Annotated in this window: 26 protein-coding genes and 1 tRNA gene; 6 read left to right on the plus strand and 21 right to left on the minus strand. The window is 65.7% G+C overall.

The window, feature by feature from the left end; all coding sequences use genetic code 11:
• Positions 1-16: 16 nt before the first annotated feature.
• The 9 genes from ACFQQD_RS09370 to mftD form a co-directional block, all read right to left on the minus strand.
• Positions 17-496: an aconitase X swivel domain-containing protein gene (locus ACFQQD_RS09370; protein WP_378088600.1), complete on the minus strand. Its 480-nt coding sequence runs from the start codon at positions 494-496 to the stop codon at positions 17-19.
• Entirely contained in the window at positions 493-1,773 is a 1,281-nt protein-coding gene (locus ACFQQD_RS09375; protein ID WP_378088602.1) for an aconitase X, read from the minus strand. Before ACFQQD_RS09375 ends, ACFQQD_RS09370 begins: the two co-directional genes overlap by 4 nt.
• Positions 1,760-3,133, minus strand: coding sequence for an FAD-dependent oxidoreductase (locus ACFQQD_RS09380; protein ID WP_378088604.1), 1,374 nt, complete (start codon positions 3,131-3,133; stop codon positions 1,760-1,762). Before ACFQQD_RS09380 ends, ACFQQD_RS09375 begins: the two co-directional genes overlap by 14 nt.
• On the minus strand, positions 3,133-4,839 hold the full coding sequence (locus ACFQQD_RS09385; protein ID WP_378088606.1) for a dihydroxy-acid dehydratase: 1,707 nt from the start codon (positions 4,837-4,839) through the stop codon (positions 3,133-3,135). The genes ACFQQD_RS09380 and ACFQQD_RS09385 overlap by 1 nt, the downstream gene beginning before the upstream one ends.
• Positions 4,840-5,634 carry an ABC transporter permease gene (locus ACFQQD_RS09390; RefSeq protein WP_378088609.1) on the minus strand — a complete coding sequence of 265 codons (795 nt, stop codon included), beginning with the start codon at positions 5,632-5,634 and terminating at the stop codon, positions 4,840-4,842.
• Complete coding sequence (locus ACFQQD_RS09395; RefSeq protein WP_378088611.1) at positions 5,624-6,475, minus strand: ABC transporter ATP-binding protein; 852 nt, start codon at positions 6,473-6,475, stop codon at positions 5,624-5,626. The genes ACFQQD_RS09390 and ACFQQD_RS09395 overlap by 11 nt, the downstream gene beginning before the upstream one ends.
• 26 nt (positions 6,476-6,501) lie before the next feature.
• A complete protein-coding gene (locus ACFQQD_RS09400; protein WP_378088613.1) occupies positions 6,502-7,575 on the minus strand; it encodes an ABC transporter substrate-binding protein in 1,074 nt (357 codons plus the stop codon).
• Between the two features lie 109 nt (positions 7,576-7,684).
• Entirely contained in the window at positions 7,685-8,425 is a 741-nt protein-coding gene (locus ACFQQD_RS09405; RefSeq protein WP_378088615.1) for an IclR family transcriptional regulator, read from the minus strand.
• Positions 8,426-8,516: 91 nt separating this feature from the next.
• On the minus strand, positions 8,517-9,803 hold the full coding sequence (mftD, locus tag ACFQQD_RS09410; RefSeq protein WP_378088617.1) for a pre-mycofactocin synthase MftD: 1,287 nt from the start codon (positions 9,801-9,803) through the stop codon (positions 8,517-8,519).
• 192 nt (positions 9,804-9,995) lie between these two features.
• Here mftD and mftR point away from each other — a divergent pair, with 192 nt between their 5' ends.
• The 3 genes from mftR (at position 9,996) to ACFQQD_RS09425 (ending at position 12,278) form a co-directional block, all read left to right on the plus strand.
• Positions 9,996-10,655: a mycofactocin system transcriptional regulator gene (gene mftR, locus ACFQQD_RS09415; RefSeq protein ID WP_378088620.1), complete on the plus strand. Its 660-nt coding sequence runs from the start codon at positions 9,996-9,998 to the stop codon at positions 10,653-10,655.
• 115 nt (positions 10,656-10,770) lie between these two features.
• Entirely contained in the window at positions 10,771-11,262 is a 492-nt protein-coding gene (locus ACFQQD_RS09420; protein WP_378088622.1) for a transporter substrate-binding domain-containing protein, read from the plus strand.
• Positions 11,259-12,278 (plus strand): cation transporter, encoded by a 1,020-nt coding sequence (locus ACFQQD_RS09425; protein WP_378088624.1) that lies wholly within the window; start codon positions 11,259-11,261, stop codon positions 12,276-12,278. Before ACFQQD_RS09420 ends, ACFQQD_RS09425 begins: the two co-directional genes overlap by 4 nt.
• Positions 12,279-12,354: 76 nt before the next feature.
• Here the strand turns inward: ACFQQD_RS09425 and ACFQQD_RS09430 are convergent, their stop codons facing one another.
• The 7 genes from ACFQQD_RS09430 to arsB all read right to left on the minus strand — a co-directional run bounded on the left by ACFQQD_RS09430 (position 12,355) and on the right by arsB (position 18,252).
• Complete coding sequence (locus ACFQQD_RS09430; protein WP_378088626.1) at positions 12,355-13,110, minus strand: TSUP family transporter; 756 nt, start codon at positions 13,108-13,110, stop codon at positions 12,355-12,357.
• Positions 13,111-13,187: 77 nt separating this feature from the next.
• Positions 13,188-14,417 (minus strand): N(5)-(carboxyethyl)ornithine synthase, encoded by a 1,230-nt coding sequence (locus ACFQQD_RS09435; RefSeq protein ID WP_378088628.1) that lies wholly within the window; start codon positions 14,415-14,417, stop codon positions 13,188-13,190.
• Positions 14,418-14,479: 62 nt separating this feature from the next.
• Positions 14,480-15,340 (minus strand): NAD(P)H-binding protein, encoded by an 861-nt coding sequence (locus tag ACFQQD_RS09440; protein ID WP_378088630.1) that lies wholly within the window; start codon positions 15,338-15,340, stop codon positions 14,480-14,482.
• A 135-nt stretch (positions 15,341-15,475) separates the two neighbouring features.
• On the minus strand, positions 15,476-16,135 hold the full coding sequence (locus tag ACFQQD_RS09445; protein ID WP_378088632.1) for a low molecular weight phosphatase family protein: 660 nt from the start codon (positions 16,133-16,135) through the stop codon (positions 15,476-15,478).
• Positions 16,136-16,147: 12 nt separating this feature from the next.
• On the minus strand, positions 16,148-16,615 hold the full coding sequence (locus ACFQQD_RS09450; protein ID WP_378088633.1) for an arsenate reductase ArsC: 468 nt from the start codon (positions 16,613-16,615) through the stop codon (positions 16,148-16,150).
• Positions 16,616-16,618: 3 nt separating this feature from the next.
• Positions 16,619-17,113, minus strand: a complete 495-nt coding sequence (locus ACFQQD_RS09455) for a low molecular weight phosphatase family protein (RefSeq protein ID WP_378088635.1) — start codon at positions 17,111-17,113, stop codon at positions 16,619-16,621.
• A complete protein-coding gene (gene arsB, locus ACFQQD_RS09460; protein ID WP_378088637.1) occupies positions 17,110-18,252 on the minus strand; it encodes an ACR3 family arsenite efflux transporter in 1,143 nt (380 codons plus the stop codon). Before arsB ends, ACFQQD_RS09455 begins: the two co-directional genes overlap by 4 nt.
• A gap of 81 nt (positions 18,253-18,333) precedes the next feature.
• On the opposite strand from arsB, the gene ACFQQD_RS09465 reads away from it, so the two are divergent.
• Positions 18,334-18,708: an ArsR/SmtB family transcription factor gene (locus tag ACFQQD_RS09465; protein ID WP_378088639.1), complete on the plus strand. Its 375-nt coding sequence runs from the start codon at positions 18,334-18,336 to the stop codon at positions 18,706-18,708.
• Between the two features lie 7 nt (positions 18,709-18,715).
• On the opposite strand, the gene ACFQQD_RS09470 is transcribed toward ACFQQD_RS09465, so the two are convergent.
• Positions 18,716-19,582 carry an alpha/beta fold hydrolase gene (locus ACFQQD_RS09470; protein ID WP_378088641.1) on the minus strand — a complete coding sequence of 289 codons (867 nt, stop codon included), beginning with the start codon at positions 19,580-19,582 and terminating at the stop codon, positions 18,716-18,718.
• Between the two features lie 57 nt (positions 19,583-19,639).
• Between ACFQQD_RS09470 and ACFQQD_RS09475 the strand changes: the two genes are divergently transcribed.
• Positions 19,640-20,110: a MarR family winged helix-turn-helix transcriptional regulator gene (locus ACFQQD_RS09475; protein WP_378088643.1), complete on the plus strand. Its 471-nt coding sequence runs from the start codon at positions 19,640-19,642 to the stop codon at positions 20,108-20,110.
• 230 nt (positions 20,111-20,340) lie between these two features.
• Complete coding sequence (locus ACFQQD_RS09480; protein ID WP_378090076.1) at positions 20,341-20,733, plus strand: VOC family protein; 393 nt, start codon at positions 20,341-20,343, stop codon at positions 20,731-20,733.
• Positions 20,734-20,960: 227 nt separating this feature from the next.
• On the opposite strand, the gene ACFQQD_RS09485 is transcribed toward ACFQQD_RS09480, so the two are convergent.
• The 4 genes from ACFQQD_RS09485 to nadD all read right to left on the minus strand — a co-directional run bounded on the left by ACFQQD_RS09485 (position 20,961) and on the right by nadD (position 23,468).
• Positions 20,961-21,033 (minus strand) — tRNA-Ala (locus ACFQQD_RS09485).
• Positions 21,034-21,162: 129 nt separating this feature from the next.
• Complete coding sequence (gene rsfS, locus ACFQQD_RS09490) at positions 21,163-21,642, minus strand: ribosome silencing factor (RefSeq protein WP_378088646.1); 480 nt, start codon at positions 21,640-21,642, stop codon at positions 21,163-21,165.
• A gap of 84 nt (positions 21,643-21,726) precedes the next feature.
• The gene (locus tag ACFQQD_RS09495) at positions 21,727-22,833 is read right to left on the minus strand and encodes a hypothetical protein (RefSeq protein WP_378088648.1); all 1,107 of its coding nucleotides are present in this window, start codon (positions 22,831-22,833) and stop codon (positions 21,727-21,729) included.
• Positions 22,830-23,468: a nicotinate-nucleotide adenylyltransferase gene (nadD, locus tag ACFQQD_RS09500; protein WP_378088650.1), complete on the minus strand. Its 639-nt coding sequence runs from the start codon at positions 23,466-23,468 to the stop codon at positions 22,830-22,832. The genes ACFQQD_RS09495 and nadD overlap by 4 nt, the downstream gene beginning before the upstream one ends.
• Between the last annotated feature and the right edge of the window lie 22 nt (positions 23,469-23,490).

Consider the following 23,490-nt stretch of genomic DNA (forward strand, 5'->3'; position numbering starts at 1 on the left):
CGGTCAGCCATGATCGTCAGTTGCCCGTCAGGATCGACACCGTGCCGACGTCGGCGTCCACCTCCACCAGGTCTCCTGTGCGGATGATCTGCACCGGATCCTGGTCCAGCTCGCTCACCGTCGGCACCCGGGTGACCACAGCGCCCAGAACGGCCTTCGTGGTCACCGTGGTGAACACCATCGCGGCCGGAGCGGTACCTAGCAGGCGGGTGCTCTGGAAGAACCCGGCCCATCCCGAGGATCCCTTGGCTCCGGGAAAGACCAGCACCTTGTCTGTGAAACACACTCCGCACAGTGGATGGCGTCGCTCGATGACGGTGCCCTTGACCGGGTCGATGCCACCCCAGCCGGAAATGGTCTCGGACGAGACCAATGCCTCACCGCGCACCCGACCGGGCACGATGCCTCGGCCGTGCAGCACGGTTTTCGGGGCGGCGAGTTCCGGGGCGGCGAGTGGGGCTCGCGTGACCTGACCGCTCACGTTGGCAGTGCTCATGCCAGTTCTCCCTTCCAACGACCGGTCACGGCCGCTTGAACGCATTCCGCGGTGGTGCCGAACCAGGCCTCGATGCCGAGAATGGCCGGCAGGTAGTGGGCCTGCTTGGCGCTGTCGGTGGCGAACACCCGGGTGCCCTCGGGGGCAGTCCGGGACATGGCCGGGCAGGAATCGGTCAACAGCTTCCCGCCGGCGCGCTCGATGATCTCGGTGTAGCCGTTGCGGTCGGCCACAGCGCGCAGTGCCCTCGGCGTCATGATCCACAGTTCGGTGCCGGGGTGCAGCCGCCGACCGTCCAGCAGGCCGGCGATCTCGCCCAGCTGTTCCAGCGAGGCGTGCGGGCATCCCAACAGCACGAAGTCGACGTCCTCCGTGTCACCCTGGCTGTTCAGCAGCTCGTAGGCCTCTCGGCGGTCGGCCTCGGTGAACATCACGGGCTCGGGCACCCGGCCGGGGCCGAAGGCCGCCTTGATGGTGGGCGCCTCGGGGGTGACTCCGGGCAGGTGGAAGATCTCGACGCCGCCCGTCGTCGCCAAAGCTGCGCCGAGGTGCTTCAGGTCGGCTTGGCTGGGCAGTCCGAGCCGACCGGTCAACACCGGCCGTTCCTCCTGGACCACCTCACCGGTGAAGTACCCGAACAGCCCCCAGTCCTGGAAGGATTCAACGGGCACCTCTGAACGGATCAGGTGGGTGCCGTGCCGATTCTCATCGAGATGATTGCCCCAATACGGAACGCGCCCGGTCAGTCCTGCCGCTCCGGTCGACGCGGTGCCCTCACAGTTGGACTTGGCTCCGATCACCGAGTTGGCGTACACCACTGCCGACGATTCCATCCAGGCGATGTGCTCCCCGCGCACGGGCAGGTTGCCCACTTGATACGGAGTGCAGGTGGCCAGGATGTTGATGCCCCGGTCGCTGGCGAAGGACTCCGCCTCCGCCTGCAACTCCACCAGGTGCGGGTTGTACGGGGTCACGTTGAGCGCGTCCGCGCTGAACCCGTGCTGCAGCTGGCACGTGGGCACGCGCATCTTCGGAATCTCGATGTCGTCGTCGCAGTCCAGGTTGATGACGGCGTAGGCCTTGTTCCAGCCACCCTCGGCGGCGATCTTCTCCTTGGCCGGCGTCGGCTGGGTCGAGGTCCCGGCGACATTGCGCACACTGCACAATCGCTCGGCGTCCAGACCGTTCCCATACCGGATCAGGAGATCCATGGCCGCGGCCACGGCCTCGCCGTCCCGGCCGTCGCGCATGGCCTTGTCATCGTCAGTGAGCAGCATGGACCATCTCCGTATTCTCTGAGTGCTCTGGTTTGTCTGGATTGTCGGCTCCGCCACCGTCCTGGGGACGGTCCGGACCGATGTTGGCCCTGATGCGATCGCGCAGCTCGGCCGTGTCGATCTCGGCGACCGGTCCGCCGTCGGCCAGGTCCAGCGCGTGGGCGGCGGCCTCCCCCATGGCCGCGCACGGTCCCATCACGCGCACGCTGGACAAGGCCGCGGCGTCTCCGTCAACGCACCGACCGGCTGCCAAGAGATTGACGGCGCCGCGAGGAGTGATGCTGCCGAGCGGCACGTAGTGAACGTGGTCCGAGTCGAATTGTTCCCACACGTACCCTTCGGGCTGGTCGTGGAGCTCGATCGGCCACGCGGTGCGGGCGATGGAGTCCTCGAACCGGAATCCGGACCGCACCTCGTGTTCCGTCAATTGGTGTTCACCGGCGATCCACCGGGTCTGCCTTCGACCCGGAAGTCCGTAGAACCGCACCGTGGCGTTGCCGAAGGCCGCGGGATACTGGTCTTTCAGGAAGCGGATGACCCGGTCGGCTTGGTCCTTTCCGCGCAACTGGGCTTCGGAGGCGCCGACGGCTTCGAGCGGAGCCTCGATATGCGTCATGTTGAGGACGGCCGTGTCCCGTCCCGGGAAGAAGAAGGCCAGTCCGTCCCGCCGGATCAATCCGTAGTCCTCTGCGTGGTCGTGCACGCTTTGGGCCAGTTCCTTCGGCTCCGGTGCCGCGGCAGGGTTCAACCCTTCGATGCGGACTTGTTGTGAGCCCCAGATGGTCCGTTCGGGAACCCGGCACTCCAGTCCGGACTCCCAGGTCAGCGCCGCGTCTCCGGAGGCGTCGATGAAGGAGTCCGCGCTGACGCGCAGGAGACCGAAGCGGGTGGCGAACGTCACGGCACGGAGGTGGCCGGCGTCGTTCTCCACCTCAAGGATGGAGGCGCCGGTCACCGGCACCACGCCGGCCCGTTCCACTTCCTGCTCCATCCAGCGGCCCACCGCGTGCTCGTCATAGTTCACCGTGATGGTGTGCCGGTGGTTGTAGGACAGGTCCTGGGTCTGTTCCAGCGCGGGGAACATCCGGTCGAAGATCCCGTGGGTGAGCTGTCGGTAGTCCGGACCGTTGCCGTAGACGCCACAGAACAGCCCGATCAGGGAGTTAGCGCACTGGCCACCGAGCATGGGCAGGGCATCGACGAGGATCACTCGGCGTCCCAGGCCTGCCGCGGTCAGGGCGGCGGACATCCCGGCGATGCCGGCCCCCACCACGCACAGGTCGCCGTGGAGTTCTTCGACCGCTGCCGTGCGCGGCTTCGTGATCGTGTGGATTTTGACGTCGGTCAGTGGGTGAGGCATCAGGCGTCCTTGGCGTTGTGGGTGTGCGGCACGGTGGCCGGAGTGAGGGTGGCGCCGGCTTCCAGCGGAGTGACCGTTCGGGCGTACACGCCCAGCCATCCGGGAGTCCGGTTCTCTGCGGCGGCAGGTCGTTCCCGACGTCGGCGTTCGAGTTCGTCGTGGGGAACGACCAGGTCCACGGTCTGTGACGGAATATCGGCGGTGATCCGATCACCGTCCCGCACCAGGCCCAGCGGTCCTTCGAGGGCGCCTTCCGGCTTCACCTCGCCGACCACGATGCCTTGGTTGACCAGCCCGGAGAGCTGGCCGTCGGTGACCACGGCCACCTCCCCCGTCAGTCCGGCACCGTTCAGGGCGAAGACCACGTTGGAAGCCATCCCCATGCCGGGGGTTCCGGAGGGACCGAGTCCCCGCAGGACCAGGACGGTGCCCGCGGTGATCGTTCCGCCGTCGATGGCGTGGATGGCCTCGGCGGCATCCTCGAAGACGCGGGCGGTGCCGTCGAAGCGGTCCTGGCGCCGCTCGGTCGCCGAGAGCTTGACGATGGACCCGGCCGGAGCCAGGGAGCCGTACAGGATTTGAATGGTGGCGTGGGGCGCCCTCGCGCGGTCCAACGGTCTGATGACCGAGGCGTCCGGGTCAGGGGCCTCGTCGAGGAGTTCGCCGAGAGGGCGGCCGCCGATCGTGGCGGCGTCCAAGTCCAGAATCGTGCGCAGCTGGCGCAGCACACCGCGAGCGCCACCGGCGGCTTCGAGCATCTCAATGCTGTCCGGGCCACTGGGACGCACCGCAGTCAGCGGCCCGATCTGCTCACCCAGTTCGGCGAACAGCGCGCTGATGTCCACGTCCACTCCCGTCTCCACCGCGATCGCCTGCAGGTGTTTGACGCTGTTGATGGACCCGCTCACGGCCAGGACGGCAGCCACCGCGTTGCGGAAGGACCCGCGGGTCATGACGTCGCGCGGCCGCCGGTCCGTTCGGACGGCCTCGACGATGGCCCGCGCTGAGGCCTCGGCGTTGGCCCACATGGCCGGGCTGTTTGCGGCCACGGGTGCCGAGCCCGGCAGTGCCATACCGAGAGCCTCCGCCATGATGTGCATGGTGTTGGCCGTCCCCATGCCGGTGCATACTCCGGGTCCGGTGATGGCGCGATCGCTGATGGCACACAGGTCTTCCACGGAGATTCCTCCGCTGGCCACGTGGCCGGCTTTCATGAACACCTCTTCGATGTCCGCCGGCTCACCGTTGTCCAGGATTCCGCAGGGCTGGTAACCGCAGGGAACCACGATGGTCGGCACGTTGATCCGGCCGGCGGCCATGAGCTGACCCGGAGTCGTCTTGTCACACGAGGCCAGACAGATCATGCCGTCCAGCTGGCCCCCTTCGACGGCCGCCTCGATGTCATTGGCCAGCAGATCGCGGCTGGAGAGCACGTAGCCGCCCTTGCCTCCGGCGGCCATGATGAAGTCCGTGGGGGCCACGGTCCGGATCTCGAAGCCGACCGCCCCGGATTCACCGATGATCTCCACCACGCGGTCGGCGATGGCGTCCAGGTGACTGAAGCACGGCGAGAGCTTCGACGAGGAGTTGACCACGGCGATCTTCGGCTTGGCCACGTCCTCGTCGCTGAGCCCGAGGGCTTTCCACTGGGTCCGGCGGGTGGCCCAGCGGGGAGAGCCGACGGGGAAATTGCTGCGCAGCTCCATTCAGCCCACATCCTTCCGGCCGTAGACGGACTCGTGCCACGGAATCGCCACGCGTTTGAACGAGGTGACGATGAAGTACATGATCAGACCGAGGGCCGCCAACATCAGGATGACGGCGAACAGGGCCGGGGCGTTGAGCTCGTTGAGGGTCTTGACCACCATGTACCCCAGCCCTTCGTTCCCGCCGAGGTACTCACCGACGATCGTGCCGATGACCGCCAGGACGATGGCCGTCTCCATTCCGGCGAAGACGTGCGGCATCATGCTCTTGAACTCCAGATGCCGGAACGTCTGCCACCGGCTGGCGTTGATGCTCTGCATCAGGTCCCGGTGTCCCCGGTCCACGGAGCGCACGCCGAGCAGGACGTTGAGCATGACCGGGAAGAACGCCAGAAGTGCGGCGATGACGACCTTGGTGGTCATGCCGAAGCCGAACCAGATGACGAACAGGGGAATCAGCGCGACCTTGGGTACGACCTCGAGGGCGATGATCAACGGCCTGACGCTGGCCTCCACGAGGGGAAGTTTGCCCAGGATGACGCCGACCAGGACGCCGGCCAAGATACCGGCGACGAATCCGAGAACGATCTCGATCACGGTGACGCGCACGTTGTCCCAGGTCCCGGGCTGTCCGACGAGCTCCCCGAGGTTCTCGAAGATCAGCGTGGGCGGCGGAAGGATCAGCGGGGAGACCTCGAGTCCCTTCACGGTCAGCTCCCAGACCACGAACAGCACCACCAGCAGTGCCGGCGTGGTGATCCAGGGCAGGATCTTCATCAGCTTCTTACGATTCATCGGCGTCCTCTTCATTCAGGGAGGTGTGCAGGTCGCCGACCAGCTCGTGGAAGGCCGCTTCCTTCTTGATCTCGACGCCGCGGGGCCGGGTCAGGGGGACGTCCACGATGTCCTTGATGCGGCCAGGCCGCGGGGTCAGATGGACCACCCGGTCTCCCAGCGCCACGGCCTCGTCGATGTCATGCGTGACGAAGACGACGGTCGCGCGGGTGGCCAGCGCGATGCGCTGGATCTCCATGTTCATCTTTTCCCGGGTCAGGGCGTCGAGGGCCCCGAAGGGCTCGTCCATGAGCAGCAGCTCGGGATTGTCACTCAATGCCCGGGCGATGGCGACGCGCTGTCGCATGCCGCCGGAGAGTTCGCGGGGATAGTTGGGCAGGAAGTTCTGCAGGCCCACCAGTTCGGCGAGTTCCCTGGCCCGCTCCCGGCGTTCGGCCTTCTTCACCCCGCGCAATCGCAACGGAAGGGCGATGTTGTCCTCGATGTTGTACCAGGGGAAGAGGTTGGCGTCCTGGAACACGACACCCAGCCGGCGGATCACGGAGGAGTCCACCGTTTCGCGGTGCCATAGCGCCCGGCCGCCGACCTCGACCTGGCCGGCGCTGGGGGGAACCAGCCCGGCCATGATCCGCAGCAGCGTGGTCTTGCCACAGCCGGAGCGTCCGATCAGGGAGATGAACTCTTCCTTGCGGATCTCCAGGTTGATGTTGGAGAGCGCGTGAGTGGTTCCGCGTTCGGTCTTATACGTCTTCTCCAAGCCGGAGATGCGGATCTCGGCCGGTTGAGGCGCTGCGAGGTCCGCCTCAGGCGACGCCACGGTGGGCTGCGTCTGCATAGTCATGGTTGCTCCTTGGGGATCAGCGGGCATCAGGCGGACGGCAGGTAGCTGTTGTCCATCCACTCGGTCGGGTCCGCGCCGTCGTCGACCATCCCGGCGTCCACGAGCTCTGCGTATCCCTCCGACCAGTAGGCCTCATCGGTGGTGAGCAGCGGCTCGGTGCCTTTCGCGGTCCACAGGTCACGGCTCTGCCTCAGGGATTCCTTGGCCACCGCGTCGTCGTCCAGGGACCCGAAGGAGTATTTGGTCCGCATCGTCTCGATGACCGATTCCAGGGACTCGTCGTCGACGATCTCCTGAACGGCATCGTGGATGGCGGCCAGGTAGGCCTTGATGTCGTCACCGTGCTCTTCCAGGGACTGCTTCGAGGCGGTGTAGATCTGTGAGTCGGCGCGCACGGCATCGCCGGCGTCGAAGGCCTGGGCCTCTCCCTCGAATTGCTGCTGCGTGACGATGGACTGGTCGATGCTGACCATGTATCCGGCGATGTCGCCTCTCTTCACCAGCTCGAAGCTGCCCGGACCGAGGCCGACCACCTGGCGCGCGACGTCGTCGGGATTCAAACCGGCCTTGTGGAGCATCAGGGACAGAGACTTGTCACTGGTGCCGCCCTCGGACGGCACCCCGATGGTCTTGCCGAGGAAATCCTCCGGCTTCTCCAGCGGATTCTTCGTGGAGTTCAGGATGCGGATCGAGGAGCCGCGCACGATGCTGCCGACGTTGACCAGGGGCTGGCCATCGGCGGCCGCCGTCAACAGGTCGATCGCTCCCACGCGCGTCAGCGGCCCCGCGCCTGCCACCAGGGTCTGGATGGCCTGGGGCGAGCCCTTGGTCGACTGGAACGTGACTTGCAGGCCGTGATTCTCGAAGTGACCGCCGGCGTCGGCGAGCAGTTCGGGGGCCACCGAGAGCGTCTCCATCGGCAGGTAACTCAAGTAGGTGAACGCAGAACCACCGCCGGTGCTGCCGCCCGTGCCGCCAGTCGCGGCGGTGCCGCAGCTGGTGAGCAGACCGGTCGTGCCGAGGGCCGTCAAGCCCAGGGCGCCGGTGAGAAAGCCGCGCCGATTGACCTGGGGCCGCGTGCGAGAAGACTGTGGGGACATCGTTGACTCCTTGTTCGGTTGGATCACCGAACACGACTGTGCCAACCCCGGACGAGCCCGCTCTACGCCAATCCCAGCCAGTGAGATCTGGATCACACGCCGCGAGCCGTCACCGCTTCGTCTGCCCGTTCAAGGCCATCGACCTGGTGATGGCCAGTCCCGTGGTCTGCACGGCATGCGCCATGGTCTGCTCCTTCAGGCTCCCCAAGGGTGTATTCACGGAGACGGCCGCGATCACCTCTCCGCGCCCATCCCGGATGGGCGCGGCCACCGAAATCGCGTCCATCACCACCTGACGGTCACAGACGGCGAACCCGCGGGAACGGATCGAGGCCAGCCTGCGCCGCAGTTCGTGGGGACTGGTCACCGTCAACGGAGTCCGCCGTTCCAGCTCGCCCGAGAGGTACTCCTCCTGCACCTCCAGTGGTGCATGCGCCAACAGCATCAGTCCCACCGAGGTCAGGTGCAAGGGGTAATGGCTGCCCACGTACGGTCGAGCATTGCGGGCACGCCAATGGGACATCCGCTCGATGAAGACGGCCTGCAGTCCCTCCCGGACGGCCAGATGCACGGGGTGGCCGGTGATGTCCATGAGGTCCTGCATGAACGGCAGGGCGGCCTGTTGAACACCCCCGGACCGGGGTGCGTGAGCCGCCACCTCCCAGAGCCACAGACCGACGTGGTATCGGTGGTCCTCGCCGACCTCCAGCACTCCCTCCTCGGCCAGAGAGCGCATGATGCGGTGACAACTGGAGGCCGGCAGTCCGGTTCGGCGACTGACCTCCGTGGCGGTCAGCTCCTCGGACCCGCGGTCGAAGGCGCGAAGGATGGAGACCACCCTGGACAGCATGCTTCGTTGATCCTCGCCAGCCAGGGCTCCTCCTCGCGTTGTGCCTAGCGTCACACGATAGCCCGAGGAACAGCGGGTGGATTGTTTTCGGCTAGTACTTCAACGCCGGCTCCGAGCTAGGGCCCAGGCCGCCACCTGGCGCGTTCGTACCGGCCAGTCCGGAGCCGATCTCGGGAGCACCCCAGACGTGGCCGTCGTCGCCCCCAGCCGTGATGGCGAACTGCGAGGGGATCAGCAGATCGTCGGCGGAGATCTCCGCGAGAGTCGAGTGTCCGTTGCCCATCATGGCGGCCTTGAGGCCGTCCTTCATGATGTCCAGCACGTTCTCCACACCGGCCTGGCCGTTCGCACTCATGCCCCAGAGGTAGGCGCGGCCGATCAGGACTCCGCGGGCGCCCAGGGCCAGGGCCTTGTACACGTGGGAACCGCGACGGATGCCGCCGTCGAGGTAGACCTCGATGTCCTGCCCGACCGCTGCCGCGACGGCCGGCAGCAGGCGGATGGTGGCCGGCGTCGTGTCGAGGTTGTTGCCCCCGTGATTGGACACGGAGATGGCGGTGACTCCGGCATCCCGGGCGGCCTTGGCATCGTCCACGCGGGTGATGCCCTTGACCATGAAGGGACCGTCCCATTGCCGGCGCAGCCACGCGATGTCCTCCCAGGTGGGGATCTCTGTCTGCCGCCACCAGCCCATGGCTTCGAAGAATCCGGGCGCCGGCTCTCCCTTCGGCACCGCATTGGGCACGGAGAGCTCCGGGGGCCGAAGGGTCTTCGCCCAGTCCAGGGCATAGCTGAACTTCCGGCCGCCCACGATCTCCGGGGCGAACTTGAGAATCGTCTTGAGGTTCATCTCCTGCGGGATCTCCGGGCTGCCCCAATCGCGACCGTAGCCGTTGGTCCAGTCCAGCGTGATGATCAGGCCTGCCGTTCCGGCGTCCTTCGCCCGCTGTGCCAACGCCAGCATCTGGTCCCGGCCCCCGGACCAATAGAGCTGAAAGAAGGTCCGGCCAGGGTTCTCCGGCATGACGTCCTCCATGGCCTTCGAGGAGTAGGCACCGAGCCCCATGGCGGCCCCCCGATTGTTCGCAGCCCGCGCCACGGCGATCTCGCCATCGGGATGCACGGCCTGGACGCCAGTCGGAGAGATCATCACCGGCGATTCGACGGGAACCCCCATGATGGTCGTCGAGGTGTCCTGGCCGAGCGGATTGCCGGTGATCTTGGGCGCGAAGCCGAGTTCAGAGAACGCGTCGATGTTGTTCTGCACGGTCATGCCGCGCTCCGAACCCGCCACGAGCGCCATATACACGGATTGCGGCAGGCGCTTCTTCGCCCGGCGCTGGGCTTCCGCCACGCTCTCGAACCATGGGTTGGTCATAGTGATGCCGTCCTGTCTGTCGGATTGTGAGCCGAGTCACTCAACTGGTGAGAGACTAAATGACACCCGGTGCCAAAGCAATGGACCTTCGACACGGGGGAAGGCCGTGAAAGCGGCAGTGGCAGGGAGACGAGCAGGACGCGCTACGAGGGTGCAGAGTAGGACTTCACGAGGGTGAAGGGAGAAGAGGCGATGGCGAACCCCAACGAGGACGAGGGCTCGGAGCGGGTGCTCGGCAGGCCCCGAGTAACGACTCACGATCGTCTGGCCGAGGTGGGAGTGGACCTGTTCACCCGCCTGGGATACGCGAACGTGTCCGTGGAGCAGATCGCTGAGGCCGCCGGGGTGTCTCGTCGAACGTTCTTCCGTTACTTCCCCTCGAAATCTGACCTGCCATGGGGTGACTTCGAGAAGGAGGTCGCCCGCCTGCGCTCGGAACTCGCCCGGGTCCGCGATGACGTTCCGCTGATGGTGGCGCTGCGCCACGCGGTGGTGGAGTTCAACCGCGTGCCTGCTGCGGGGATCGACGATCACCGTGCTCGCCTCACACTCATCCTCACCGAACCTGAGTTGATCGCGCGCTCCCAGGTGAAGTACCAGCATTGGCGGGAGGCCGTAGCCGAATTCGTCGGCCGTCGACTGGACCACCCCACGGACTCCTTTCTCCCTCAGCTGGTCGGCGAGGTCGCCCTCGGTGCGGCGGTCGCGGCCTATCGACAATGGCTTCCTTCCCACAGCGCGGATCTGCCGGCTTTCATGGATGCCGCCTTCGAGGCAATCACCAACTTAGACAGCTTGGAGGGCGTGGAAACGGGCGACGGCGGCCAGAGACCATCGCTCCCACATGGCTGAACGTCCATCACCGGTGCTACGTTCAGTTGCGGCTGCCGCTGCGGCTATAGCCGCAGTCAGGAGGCGAGTCGGCCTGAGGCGAGTCGGCAGAGAAGAGTTGAGGAGAGAGGTGTTCATGCGAAGGGCCAGAGCGTCGATCGCGGGAGGGATGCTCGCCGGAGCGTTACTCCTGAGCGGATGCACATCGTCCGGTTATCCGGCAGATCCGGACCGCACCTTGGACCGGGCCTCGGACGGCACCCTCTCGGTGGGAGTCGTACACCATCCCCCGTACGTGGACGCCTCAGGTGCGGAGCCGACCGGCAGCGAGGTCGATCTCATCGAAGGCTTCGCTCAGAACATCAACGCAGATGTCGAGTGGACCGTCTCCGGCGAAGAGGCCCTGATGACGGCCATGCACGCCGGAGATCTCGATCTGGTGGCCGGTGGGCTGACCAGCCAGTCGCCGTGGACCTCCAAGGCCTCACTGACCCGCTCCTATGCAGAAGACACCGGGCCGGACGGCAAGACGGTCAAGCTCGTGATGGCTGTTCCTTTGGGAGAGAACCAGATGTTGAGCGAGCTGGAGCGCTATCTCGATGAGAACCACCCGGGGGCGACGCCATGACCACGACCGAGCGCCGCTTCGGCAGAACAGAGCTGACACCGGAGCTTCAACAGGCACTGCGCCGTGCCATGCGGCTGGAGTGGACCACCATCGGCGTGCTGGCCGTGACCGTAGCACTGGTGGCTCTGGTGATGGGCAGCTCTCAGGCCATGAAGGCGGCCTGGATCGAGGACATGCTCTCCTTCGTGCCTCCGGTGGCCTTCCTCGTGGCTGTGCGGATCATCAACCGGCCCCCCACGCACAATCGGCCCTATGGCAACCACCGCGCGATGGGTGTCGGGCACCTGGTGGCCTCGGTGGCCTTGCTGGTCATGGGCTCCTACCTCATCGTCGATTCGGCCATTGGATTGGTCACCGCAGAGCATCCCCCGATCGGGACCTTTCACCTGTTCGGCCACACCGTGTGGCAGGGCTGGTTCATGATCGTCATCATGATCCTGTCCATTCCAGGGCCCGTGATTCTGGGCCGCATGAAGATCAAGATCGCCGAGCAACTGCACGACAAGGTGCTCTACGCCGATGCGGACATGAACAAGGCGGACTGGCAGACCGGGGTCGCGACCGCCGTCGGCGTGGCCGGCGTGGGGCTGGGACTGTGGTGGTTCGACGCGGCAGCCGCCTTGTTCGTGGGTGTGAGCATCCTCAGGGACGGGGTGACCAACGTCGGCACGGCGATCACTGACCTGGCTGACGCCCGAGCACGCACGATCGAGGGCAATGACGAACACCCGCTCATTCGCCAGGCCGAGGAGCACGCCCAGACCTTCGATTGGGTCGAGTCGGCAGGGGCTCGGATTCGGGACGAGGGTCACGTGTTCCACACGGAGATGTTCATTGTCCCTGCGGCCGGACGTGAGCTGACCACGGCGATGATCGACGAGCTTCGGGCTTCACTGGCTGACGTGGATTGGAAACTCGAGGATGTGGTGGTGTCACCGGTCCGCGAGTTGCCCGCCGAGGTGCACGGAGGCGAACCGCAGGACAAGCAGTCCGAGGGCGGCCGCAACAGCGAGTGAGGGCCGCGCCGGTCTACTCCTCCCATGTACTCCTCCGGTCAACCACGCCGGTCGACGGCACGTCAGACTGGACAGGTCAGTTCGACGCGAGGGCGGCCACGCCGCGGACGATGGCCACGGCCGCCCCCAGGCCGGCGAGGGAGATGGCCAACGTGCGCGCCGACTCCAGGGAGACCCTCGTGCTGAGCCACGCCCCGATCCGGATGCCGACCACCACGGTGGTCACGATGATCGGGAAGAGCCACCACGGGGGCAACTGAGAGAACGTGGTGGCACCGACCATGAGTTTGGTTGCCACGGAGAACAGTCCCATGGTCATGAACGTCGGTTGCATGGTGGCAGCGAAGGAGCGCTGGTCCCACCGGGCGAATCGCGAGTACATCACCATGGCCGGCGCCGCAACGCCGGCACTGGTGTTGAGAAAGCCACCGACCATCCCGGTGGTCGCCGTCAGCGCGTGGGATCGAACGTAGGGCACCCGAGGCGCACCGAAGGTCAGCGCCAACGCCGCCAGGACCACCGAGCCGATCACGATGTTCAGCCAGGCGGGTCCGACGGCGCGCACCATGAACGCCGCGGGAACCGCGCCGAGCAAGGCCATCGGCATGAAGATGAGGTAGCGCTTCCAGTCCACGTCCTTGATCACGGCCAGCATGATCAGGAACCCGGAGACCACCGTCGTCGAGTTGGTGACGAACACCCCGAGGGCCGGTCCCATGAGCAACGCCAGAACCGGGGCCACCACCAGACCCACTCCGGTTCCTGAGAGTCGCTGCAGGGTCGAGCCGACGAGGATGGCAGCCACTGCGGCGAGGACGATCCCGACGGTCATGGGACGTCTCGCTCAGCCGGAAGGATCGCTAGAGGGCTCACCGGTCCGAGTCTAAGTCGTGCCGATGGTCTCGCGAGTCAGGCGCTCACTGCCGTACCGAGACCGGCGTCCGCGCCGACCGGCCCGTGGGGATAGGCCCCGGCACGCCCCTGAAAGGCGAGAATCGCCGGATTCTGGACGACGCCGTCGCGCACCTCGACGGCCCGCGTGATCGTCTCGCTGCCGGCCCAGGCTGCGGGGCCGCCCATGACCGTGTCCAGGAAGGGCAGCAGAGCGTCACTGATCTCCCAGCTCGCCGAATTCCACAGGTACGAGGGGCTGTGGTCCACGGAGTAGTAGGTCACGTTCGGACCGACGGTGAACATCGGATCGGCGAAACTGGTCGGCCGGGCCCATTCGAAAGCCATGCCCTCATCGCAGGACACGTCAATGATCATGCTGCCGGGATGGAACGCTTCCAGGTCGGCGGTGCGCAGATACAGCAGCGGGTCGTTGGGATCCTGCAGTGTGCAGTTCACGACGATGTCACTCTCGGCCAGGAACGGTGCCAACGGCAACCGGCCGTCGTCGGTGATGACCTCGCTGAGGTACGGGCCGCCGTCGTGATCGAACTGAATCATCTGAGCCGAGTGAATCGGCGCGGCCACGGACGCGACTTTGCGGTTCGTCAGGACGCGGACATCGGAGATGCCGTGGGCCTTCAGGGCGGTGACGGCCCCGCGAGCGGTGGCACCGAAGCCGATCACGACGGCGCTGAGCCGGCGACCGTAATCACCGGTGACCCCCGTGAGCGCCAGGGAGTGAAGGACCGAGGAGTAGCCGGCCAGTTCGTTGTTCTGGTGGAACACGTGCAGCGAAAAGCCGCCGTCGGTGGCCCAGTGGTTCATGGCCTCGAAGGCGATCAGGGTCAGCCGCTTGTCGATGGCCAACTGTGTCAGTTCGCGGTCCTGGACACAGTGCGGCCATCCCCAGAGGGTCTGCCCGTCCCGGAGCTCCGCCACATCCGCCAGCAGTGGCTTGGCCAGGACCACGATGTCCGCGGCGGCGATGACTCCGGCACGGTCGGTCACCGTGCCGTCGAGCTCCGCCAGCGCTGCATCCGAATAGCCGAACTTCTCCCCGTACCCCTCCTCGAACACCATCCGCTGCCGCACCGACGGGTCGATACGCTCCAGGTGGCGCGGGTGGATGGGCACACGATGCTCATCGGTCTTGCGCGTTCTGCCGAGGACGCCGAGCACGGCATCGCTTGCCGTGGACGCGGTTGAAGCGGGGCTGTTCGGTGTTGAGGTGTTCGGGCCTGACATGGTGCACATCCGTTCCAGGGCACCACAGTGGCACCGTACGCCTCAGGCTATACCGGTCCGCCTCAGGATTGGTCGGCGGCCCACTCCTGGACGACTTCGGCGAGAGGTGTGGTCGGACGGCCGATGAGCTGCTCGAGGTCAGTCGAATCCGAGTACAGCTCCCCCGCGGCCACGTGTGCGTCCAAGGTCACGACGAACTCGATGGTGCCGTCATCCAGGCCGGCGTCGCGGAGAGCCTGCTCGTGGGCGGCCGGGTCCAGGTTCTTGTACTCGACATCGCGGCCCAGAGCCTCGGCGAATAGGCGGGCGAATCCGGCCATCGTCGTGTCCTGGCTGCCGGCCAGTTCATAGGTCTGGCCCTCGTGACCCTGACTGAGCAGCACCGCGGCCGCGGCCTCTGCGTAATCGGCCCGAGTAGCCGGGGAAACCCGTCCGTCTCCCGCGCTACCACTGAACGAGCCTGTCGCCGCAGCCTGGTCGAAACTGCCGCGGTAGTTCTCCACGTACCAACCATTGCGCAGCAACGTGTACGGAACGCCGCTGTCTGCCAACGCCTGTTCCGTGTCACGATGCTCCGGGCCGAGGGCCAAGGCGCTCCGGTCCGCCCGCAACAGGGACGTGTAGATGATCCGGTCCATTCCGGCGTCACGGGCAGCATCGATCACGGCCGCATGCTGGCGAGACCGCTGACCCACCTCCGAACCGGAGACGAGCATCAGGGTGTCTCCAGCCGACAGCACAGCGGAGTCAGGGGCATCAAAGTCAAACCGGGCTGTGGCGACCCCCTGTGCTGAGAGGTCCTCGAGCTTCTCGACGGCGCGGCCGGTAGCCGTGATCTCAGCCGGGTCGGCCCCACGCCGCAGCAGCGATTCGACGATGAGGCGGCCCAACTGGCCGGTGGCCCCCGTGACAATGATGGACATAGCGAAACTCCTTTGGTCGGCAGATGCGGCGTGCACCCCGGGCATGAACCCCGTGTGCCTCCGCCCTACCGATCCAACACCGGGACGGCGGTTGAAACAAGCGCCTCAAGATCAACGGAGGCAACAAGAACTGGTTCAGCGAGTGACCTCACGCTGGATCTCACTCCAGAACTGGCGAACACGAACCTCCATGTCGTCGACAATGTCCCGAACACCATCAATGGTCTGATCAGCAGGATCGGAAACATCCCAGTCGAGGTAACGCTTGCCCGGGTAAACCGGACAGGCATCCCCACAGCCCATGGTGACGACATAGTCCGCGGCGCGGACGACGTCGTCGGTCAGGGGTTTCGGGTAGGCCCCCGTCAGATCGATACCCCTCTCCGCCAACACATCCACAGCGAGGGGGTGGACGTCTGACTGCGGCAGAGACCCGGCTGAGCGAACCTCGACATCGCCTGCCGCGTAGTGCGCGAGCAGCGCCGCAGCAATCTGCGAGCGGCCGATGTTGTGGACGCAGACGAACAATACTTGAGGGACCCCAGAATCGATCTTCCCCTGAGATTGGCCCAGAGCCCGGAGTCGGTTGTCAGCGAAGTGGGCGGCGATAGAGGCCAGGTGAGTGCGGACGCGCGCTGTGCGAGAGAGCGTGGCATAGGACTCGAAGACGTATCGTTCTACGGTTTCCGGAGAGAAGATTCCCGCGTACTTTTCGGCCAAGTGCTCGGCAGAGCGCTGCAGGACATGAGTGTCCAGCGCTGGAGTGGTCTGTGTGCTTTCGGCATGAGCGTCCACGGTGCCATCGCCTCAGACCGTGCTCGGACTCGTCGTCAGCAGCTCCGAGATCAGTTGCTCGATTCGAGCCCTGATCTCGTCGCGGATGGGACGGACGCCATCGATTCCCTGACCTGCAGGATCGTCCAGCTTCCAGTCTTCATAGCGCTTCCCCGGGTAGAACGGGCATGTGTCTCCGCAGCCCATGGTGACGACCACATCCGAATCCCGCACGGCCTCATCTGTCAGGACCTTCGGGGTTTCGGCTCTGAGGTCGATGCCCTCCTCGGCCATGGCTTCGACGGCGGCCGGATTGACCGAGTCGGCCGGCTCCGTTCCGGCCGAGCGAACCTCGATGCGCCCGTCCGAGAGGTGGTGAAGATACGCTGCGGCCATCTGGGACCGGCCGGCATTGTGAACACAGACGAACAGCACTGACGGGCGGTCCGTGGTCGCTTCCGGGGCAGGCGCTCCTGGGTGGTCAACTGGTTGGTCAGTCATTGTTCATCCGTTTCTCTTGGGCCGGTGATTGGCCGTGGTGGGAACGAGTTCTTCCAGCAGTGTCTGGACGCGGGCGTCAATGTCATCGCGAATCAACCGCATCCGCTCGATGCCCTCGATGCCTCGAAGCGACGGTTCGTCGGTGGTCCAGGTTTCGATCGTCCCGGTCATTTCCGCGACCGGCTTGACCTGGGCCTCCTGGCCAAGCACCACAATCCGGTCGACACGGGCCAGGAGGCTCGTATCGAGGGGCTTCGGAAATCCGGACGACATATCGGCGCCGGATTCCCTGATCGTCTCGGCGGAGAGGTCATTGATCCGCTTTCCCGGGGCCGTACCTGCGGAGTGAACCTCGACCGCTCCCCCAGCACGATGCTCCATGAGGGCGGCAGCCATTTGCGATTTGCCGCCGTTCTTGACGCAGACGAACAGCACGGAGGGTCGGCGGGTGGGGTATTCGGAGTGGTGTTCGGAAAGAGGCGATTTTGCCGACGTCATCGGGATGGATCTCCTGTCTGCACGTGCCTGCCGTCAACGCCTGAGGCGCGGGACGGAACGGTGGGGTCCCCGGGAAAGAGGGTTCTGCCGGCCCAGAGGGAGGCATAGACCAGAGCCACCAGGACGGGTACTTCGATCAACGGCCCGACGGCGCCCGCCAGGGCTTGTCCTGAGGTGACGCCGAAGGTGCCGATCGCCACGGCGATGGCCAGCTCGAAATTGTTTCCGGCAGCGGTGAACGCCACGGTGGTGGACTTGGCGTAGTTGAGTCCCACCATCTTGGAGGCGAGCAGGCTGATCCCGAACATGACCACGAAGTAGGCCAGCAACGGCACGGCGATCCTCGCCACCACCCAGGGCTGGGTGGTGATGGCTTCGCCCTGCAGTGCGAAAAGCACCACGATGGTGAACAAGAGCCCGTATAGGGCCCACGGGCCGATCTGGGGCAGGAACCTCTCCTCGTACCACTGGCGACCCTTGGCCCTCTCGCCCACGGTTCGGGTCAGGAATCCGGCCACCAGCGGGATTCCCAGAAACACCAGCACACTGAGGATGATGGACCAGACCGAGAAGTCGGCGCTGGTCGTCGGAAGGCCCAGCCAGGACGGGAGGATCTGGAGGTAAAACCAGCCCAGGCCTCCGAAGGCGAGAACCTGGAAGATGGAGTTGATGGCCACCAGCACGGCAGCTGACTCCCGGTCACCACAGGCCAGATCGTTCCAGATCAGCACCATGGCGATACACCGGGCGAGACCGACGATGATCAGGCCGGTACGGTACTCGGGCAGGTCGGGCAGTAGCATCCAAGCCAGGGCGAACATGAGGGCGGGCCCGACGAGCCAGTTCAGCACCAAGGACGTGGCCATCAGTCGCCGGTCTCCGGCCACGCGGCGGGTCTCGTCATAGCGGACCTTGGCCAGCACCGGATACATCATCACCAGGAGACCGATGGCGATCGGCAGGGAGACTTCGCCGATCCTGACGGCCTCGAGCGCGGTGTTCAACCCGGGAATGAAACGCCCCAGACCCAAGCCGGCGACCATGGCCAGCAGGATCCACGCCGGGAGCCAGCGGTCCAGAAAGGACATCTCGTTCATGACCCGTGGCCGGGTGCCCTCAGGCGCCATGGTGGCACTCATGCGCACCCACCTCTCATATAGATCTTCATCTATACGAACAGTACCGGGACATATCGACAGGCGTCAATGTATAGTGGAGTGATGGCGACGATCACCACTGTTCCTGACACCGAGGATCCCACGGCCCGGCCGACACTGCCCGCCGTCGAGTGCTGCACGCTGTCCGAAGGTCCCATCAGCGTCAACGACGCCCAGCGGGCCGCGGATCGCCTCAAGGCCCTCGCGGACCCCATGCGCCTGCGCCTTCTTTCCCATGTCGCCGCACAGGGCTGCGAATCGGTCTGCGCCTGCGACCTCACCGACGAGCTGGGGATCAGCCAGCCCACCGTCAGTCACCACCTGAAGAAGCTCGTGGATGCCGGTCTGCTCGTGCGCGACCAACGCGGCAAGTGGGCTCACTACAGCGTCGTGCCGGAGGCCTTCTCAGAGTTGCGGAAGATGCTCGAACTGGGCTGAGAGTGGGTCAGATGCCCTGTTCGCGCAAGAACTCCCGTACCTGACGGCCATAGTCCACGGGGTTCTCCAGATTGGGGCAATGAGCAGCGCCGGGAATCTCGCTGTACTGCCCATCCGGCACCGTTTCGGCGAGGCGGCGACCGTTCTCCAAGTGATCCGGAGAGTCCAGCTCCCCATTCAAGGCCAAGACCGGGACCGTGATTCCGGAAGCTCGCTCCCAGGTGTTGAGCACCGGCGTCGGGCCCTGCGGGGGCACGAGGTTGCCCTGGGGATCACGCGGCATCGCCGCGACCGTGTCGCGAACCATCGACTCCAAGAGCTCCACGACCTCCGGAGAGAGATCCCCACGATTCCGAGAGGGCCCGTAGTAGAACTGCATGAAGGCCTCAACCCATGCGTCGGGGTCATTTGCCTCTGCTGCGGCCGCCATGGCGGCGAACCGCGCGTGCGACCACGGGTCAGTGAAGGTCGGCTCGCTCGTGCCAGTCCCGCTGATAAGCAACCCCGCGCACCGCTCGGGAAATTCCAGCGCAAGATCGACAGCGGTCCCGCCTCCCATGGAGATACCGGCGACGACGGCCCGTTCAATCCCGAGACCATCCAGGAGCTCTACGAGGTCGTCTACCAGGCGATGCGACTCGGTCGCGCCCGTCGAGCCACCGTGTCCGCGAGCGTCGGGAATCACCACCCGCCGCTCAGGGAATGAGTGATACTGCCGGGACCACATGCGGTGGTCGCCGCCACCGCCGTGCAGCAAGACCAAGGGAGGCAAGGTTCGATCCGGCGATGACTGCCCCGACGAAGGTTCGGGCGGAAGATCCAGCAGGGTCACGGCATGGTCGGTCAGGCGGACCGTGTGCAATGCATCATTCATGACAACTAAGGTGTCATATTGACGGCGATTCGACAACCAAAGTGTCATGCTGGACTCATGACCACGCCACTAGATTCTCCAACCCTCGGTGCCCGGCTAGCGGAGGTTTATCTCCTCGTGGGTCCGGTGTATCGCAAGGCCTCTAAGATCGTTCAGCAGCAACAGGCCGGGATGAAGATGTCCATGGGTGTTCGGGCCGTGTTGGAGCAGTTGCAGCGCGAAGGTGACGTCACCGTCCCCAGGATCGCCGCCAGTCAGGAGTTGAGTCGCCAGTTCGTACAACGCATGGTCCATGAGGCGCACGAGGCCGGCTATGTGGAACTGGTGGAGAACCCCCGGCATCGACGCTCGTCACTCGTGCGGCTGACACCGGGTGGCCGCGCAGCCATCGAGGCCGTGATCCACCGAGAACATTCCCTCTTGGGGAACATGCCCGGCGAACTCACCCACGAGGACATCGAGACAACACTTCATGTCCTGCGATCGATGCTCCGCGGCATGGAGGACGTGGAAGCCGCCATGGAGTAGTCCATGGCGCAGGTCCCGGTGCCGAGACTGTGGTTTCGAGGCCGTCGCGTGGAGACCGTTGCTTCGAGGCAGCTGTGTCCGAACTCCAGAGCGTCCATCAGGCGTTCCAAACGGTTCGAGCAGGGTGTACTTTGGCCGCCAGGTTGGCACGACTCCACATCACGCATCCCCTTTGCTCACCCGCACGGTGAAAGGAATAGACCATGGCCGGTGTGCAAGGCCTCACCACGATGGTGCTCACAGCCGATGACGTGGACGCCGCCGCCGAGTGGTATGTCGACTTCTTCGGCATCCAGCCCTATTTCCGACGCCCGGAGTCCGGTCCGGCCGCATACGTCGAGTTTCGCATCGGACCGGACGAGGACGAGTTGGGCATCATGAGCCGCAGCTTTGCGCCTGCAGGATCGAGCGGTTCCGGAACCTCCATCACGTATTGGCAGGTGGAGGACGTGAGTGCGAGCGTGGACGATCTGATTCGGCGTGGGGCACACCCCCACACTCGGGGTCACCGATCGCGAGGCGGGTTTCACCACCGCTTCCGTGATCGATCCCTTCGGCAGGCAACGTGCTCGGCCTCATGCACAGCCCTCATTGGGCTCAGAGACACTAGCCGATCAGGCTGACGCTCCGACGATGGGTATCGTATTCTGCGGGTTTCGCGCCGTTTCTGACCGCTCGCAATCATGATGCATGCGACCCGTCAGGATCGGCACGACCCGCGAACACTGCCGCGGCGGATCGGCATGACTGCCCACAGAAACCCCGGCCCGGACCGCCCTCAGGCAAACGAAAAGCCCGGACCCATCATCGCGGGTCCGGGCTGTCCGGGATCTCTTGAGAGACCACATTGTGGAGGTAAGGGGATTCGAACCCCTGACCTTCTCCATGCCATGGAGACGCGCTACCAACTGCGCCATACCCCCAACTGGGTGTTGCCTGCGCTCTGCGTTTCCGCACCGCCCGAAGCAACTCCATAAATATACACAGGCCCTCAGTGCCTCTGCAAATCGGCCGGACGGCCGCCGTCGGCCAGTTCGGTCAGCCGACCTCGGCTAGTTCTGACCGTCGGTCTTCGGCGTCCAGTCGGCGTTCGACGAGGGTGTCCAGTCTCCCGCCGAGGCCTCGCCGCCGGGATCGACGGCCGATCCGCCCTCGTCTGCGGCCACCCCGTCGGCCAGACCGAGATCGATCAGCGGAGCGTCCTTCCACAACCGGTCGAGAGCGTAGAAGACCCGCTCTTCCTCGTGCTGAACATGCACCACGAAGTGCCCGTAGTCCAGCAGCACCCATCGGCCCCCGGCCCTGCCCTCACGACGGCTGACGTCCAGCGCGAGTTGCTGGGTGAGCACGTCTTCGATCTCGTCCACCACCGAGAGGACCTGGCGCTCGGAGCCCGCAGAGGCCATGAGGAACGCATCGGTCAGCCCCATCCGGTCGGCCACGTCGACGGCGACAATGTCCGTGGCCTGCTTGTCCGCTGCGGCTTGGCCAGCCAGTTTCAGCGCGGTCAGGGTGGTTTCGGGGACGGTCACAGGCAACTCCTGGGAGACAGTGGTGGATGGCGGTCGGCGGTAATCATGACGGGACTGCTGCGAGGTGGTCAGAAGACGAAGGTGTCAGAAAACTATGGCCAGGATGAGCGCGATCAGCAAGATCAGAACCACGATGCCGGCCACGATCATCAGCGTGCGTTCACGGGCCGACCATTCCGTCGCTTTGAGCGAGTCCAGCCCGTGGGCGGCCTGCGCTTCCACCGGCTCATGGACCACGGGAGCCTCAGATGCAGACCGTTCTGCGACCGGAGACTTCGGCCGCGGCTGAACGACGGTCTCGGCGGGCGGGACCTGACTGATGAGCCCGGTGTTGAGTTGACGCGCCTTTTCGGCCAGTCGCTCCTGTTGGCGAAGCAAATCGGGGTCCACTGCGGAAGGGTCGCCGCCGCCGGACGCCTGGATCTTCTCGGCCAGTTCGGCAGCCTCGGCCGCCAACGACTCGCGCGTGACCGGCTCGGCGTCCGTGGGGTTCGTTCCCTCGTCAGCCGTCCCCGACACGTCGTTCCCGGGAATGACGTCTTGGGGTACGACGGCGGCCGGGCCACCTGCCGGCGCTTCCGCGCGTCGGGCTCGGGTCGCCTTGCGTGGAGTGCCCTCCGTGGTGGGCTGCGAGGGGCTCGTTTCCGCTGACTCGGTTGGCGCCGCACCAGCAGACGCCGCACCAGCAGACACCGCGGATTCGGCGTCACGCTGCCGCCGCCATTCTCGAATCTCACGGCGGCTCAGTGGTTGACCGTCGGGGCCGACCGGGACGCCGTCGCGGTCCAGGGTGACATGCTCCGGCAAGCCCCCGGTGCCCGAGGCCGAGCGCGCGCGCCGTGCCCGGATGACGGGCAACTCAGCGGAATGGGCCCCCTGACTCACCGATGCGGGTCCCGAAGCGGCATGCGAGCCGACCCGGGAATTCTCCGCGCCGGTGCGCTTCAGCGCATAGCCGCCGTCGGTGGCGTCCTCTGCCGAATAGACCTGCGGAACCTGTCCGGTGAGCGGGCCGACGTCGGTGGGGCTGATCGCGTTGGCCGGCAGCTCGAGGATGGCGGCGACCGTGGTCTCGCCCTCCGGAGCACCGGCTTCTCGGTCGGCCCGGCGGTGTTGGCGCAAGGACCTCCGCGTCGGCAATGGCGGATCCGTCTTCTTGATGACCGGCTTCTTGATCTCTGGTTCCCTCATACCTCGGCCCCTCCGCCACCCAGTCCCCCACCGGGAGTGTGAGCGGTCGGCAAGTATAGGTTGTGTTTGGCAATGTACTGGACCACGCCATCCGGAACGAGGTACCAGACCGGTCTGTTGGCTTGCACTCGCGCACGGCAGCCAGTGGACGAGATGGACATCGCCGGGATCTCCATCAGCATCACTCCGGTCTCCGGACTGAGTTCCACCAGATCGTGGCCCGGCCGCGTGACCCCGACGAATTGGGCCATGTCCCAGAGCTGGTCGATGTCCTTCCACGTCATGATCTGGGCCAGGGCGTCGGCGCCGGTGATGAAGAACAAGTCCGCTTCAGGGCGCAGAGTCCGCAGATCCCGCAGGGTATCCGCGGTGTATGTCGGACCCGGTCGATCAATGTCCACCCGGGATACGGTGAACCGCGGATTGGCCGCGGTGGCCACCACCGTCATGAGATACCGGTGTTCGGCGGGGGAAACCTGGGTGGCGTCCTTCTGCCACGGCTGCCCGGTGGGCACGAAGACGACTTCGTCCAGTTCCAGCTCGGCCGCCACTTCCGAAGCCGCGACCAGGTGGCCATGGTGGATGGGATCAAAGGTGCCGCCCATAACTCCCAGGCGGAAACGACGTTGGGTCACAGTGAAAGGCGTCTCGACCGGG

Origin of the sequence: Citricoccus sp. GCM10030269, from assembly GCF_042665635.1 — a bacterium.
GTDB lineage: Bacteria > Actinomycetota > Actinomycetes > Actinomycetales > Micrococcaceae > Citricoccus.

Bases quoted from the DNA above. Each gene is read 5' to 3' on its own strand.
- arsB (WP_378088637.1), bottom strand. From the start codon at position 18,252: ATGAGTGCCACCATGGCGCCTGAGGGCACCCGGCCACGGGTCATGAAC.
- ACFQQD_RS09390 (WP_378088609.1), bottom strand. From the start codon at position 5,634: ATGAATCGTAAGAAGCTGATGAAGATCCTGCCCTGGATCACCACGCCG.
- ACFQQD_RS09375 (WP_378088602.1), bottom strand. From the start codon at position 1,773: ATGCTGCTCACTGACGATGACAAGGCCATGCGCGACGGCCGGGACGGC.
- ACFQQD_RS09425 (WP_378088624.1), top strand. From the start codon at position 11,259: ATGACCACGACCGAGCGCCGCTTCGGCAGAACAGAGCTGACACCGGAG.
- ACFQQD_RS09395 (WP_378088611.1), bottom strand. From the start codon at position 6,475: ATGACTATGCAGACGCAGCCCACCGTGGCGTCGCCTGAGGCGGACCTC.
- ACFQQD_RS09370 (WP_378088600.1), bottom strand. From the start codon at position 496: ATGAGCACTGCCAACGTGAGCGGTCAGGTCACGCGAGCCCCACTCGCC.
- ACFQQD_RS09400 (WP_378088613.1), bottom strand. From the start codon at position 7,575: ATGTCCCCACAGTCTTCTCGCACGCGGCCCCAGGTCAATCGGCGCGGC.
- mftR (WP_378088620.1), top strand. From the start codon at position 9,996: ATGGCGAACCCCAACGAGGACGAGGGCTCGGAGCGGGTGCTCGGCAGG.
- ACFQQD_RS09385 (WP_378088606.1), bottom strand. From the start codon at position 4,839: ATGGAGCTGCGCAGCAATTTCCCCGTCGGCTCTCCCCGCTGGGCCACC.
- ACFQQD_RS09405 (WP_378088615.1), bottom strand. From the start codon at position 8,425: ATGCTGTCCAGGGTGGTCTCCATCCTTCGCGCCTTCGACCGCGGGTCC.
- ACFQQD_RS09475 (WP_378088643.1), top strand. From the start codon at position 19,640: ATGACCACGCCACTAGATTCTCCAACCCTCGGTGCCCGGCTAGCGGAG.
- ACFQQD_RS09465 (WP_378088639.1), top strand. From the start codon at position 18,334: ATGGCGACGATCACCACTGTTCCTGACACCGAGGATCCCACGGCCCGG.
- ACFQQD_RS09380 (WP_378088604.1), bottom strand. From the start codon at position 3,133: ATGCCTCACCCACTGACCGACGTCAAAATCCACACGATCACGAAGCCG.
- mftD (WP_378088617.1), bottom strand. From the start codon at position 9,803: ATGACCAACCCATGGTTCGAGAGCGTGGCGGAAGCCCAGCGCCGGGCG.
- ACFQQD_RS09430 (WP_378088626.1), bottom strand. From the start codon at position 13,110: ATGACCGTCGGGATCGTCCTCGCCGCAGTGGCTGCCATCCTCGTCGGC.
- ACFQQD_RS09420 (WP_378088622.1), top strand. From the start codon at position 10,771: ATGCGAAGGGCCAGAGCGTCGATCGCGGGAGGGATGCTCGCCGGAGCG.
- ACFQQD_RS09455 (WP_378088635.1), bottom strand. From the start codon at position 17,113: ATGACGTCGGCAAAATCGCCTCTTTCCGAACACCACTCCGAATACCCC.
- ACFQQD_RS09440 (WP_378088630.1), bottom strand. From the start codon at position 15,340: ATGTCCATCATTGTCACGGGGGCCACCGGCCAGTTGGGCCGCCTCATC.
- ACFQQD_RS09495 (WP_378088648.1), bottom strand. From the start codon at position 22,833: ATGAGGGAACCAGAGATCAAGAAGCCGGTCATCAAGAAGACGGATCCG.
- ACFQQD_RS09480 (WP_378090076.1), top strand. From the start codon at position 20,341: ATGGTGCTCACAGCCGATGACGTGGACGCCGCCGCCGAGTGGTATGTC.
- ACFQQD_RS09450 (WP_378088633.1), bottom strand. From the start codon at position 16,615: ATGACTGACCAACCAGTTGACCACCCAGGAGCGCCTGCCCCGGAAGCG.
- ACFQQD_RS09435 (WP_378088628.1), bottom strand. From the start codon at position 14,417: ATGTCAGGCCCGAACACCTCAACACCGAACAGCCCCGCTTCAACCGCG.
- ACFQQD_RS09470 (WP_378088641.1), bottom strand. From the start codon at position 19,582: ATGAATGATGCATTGCACACGGTCCGCCTGACCGACCATGCCGTGACC.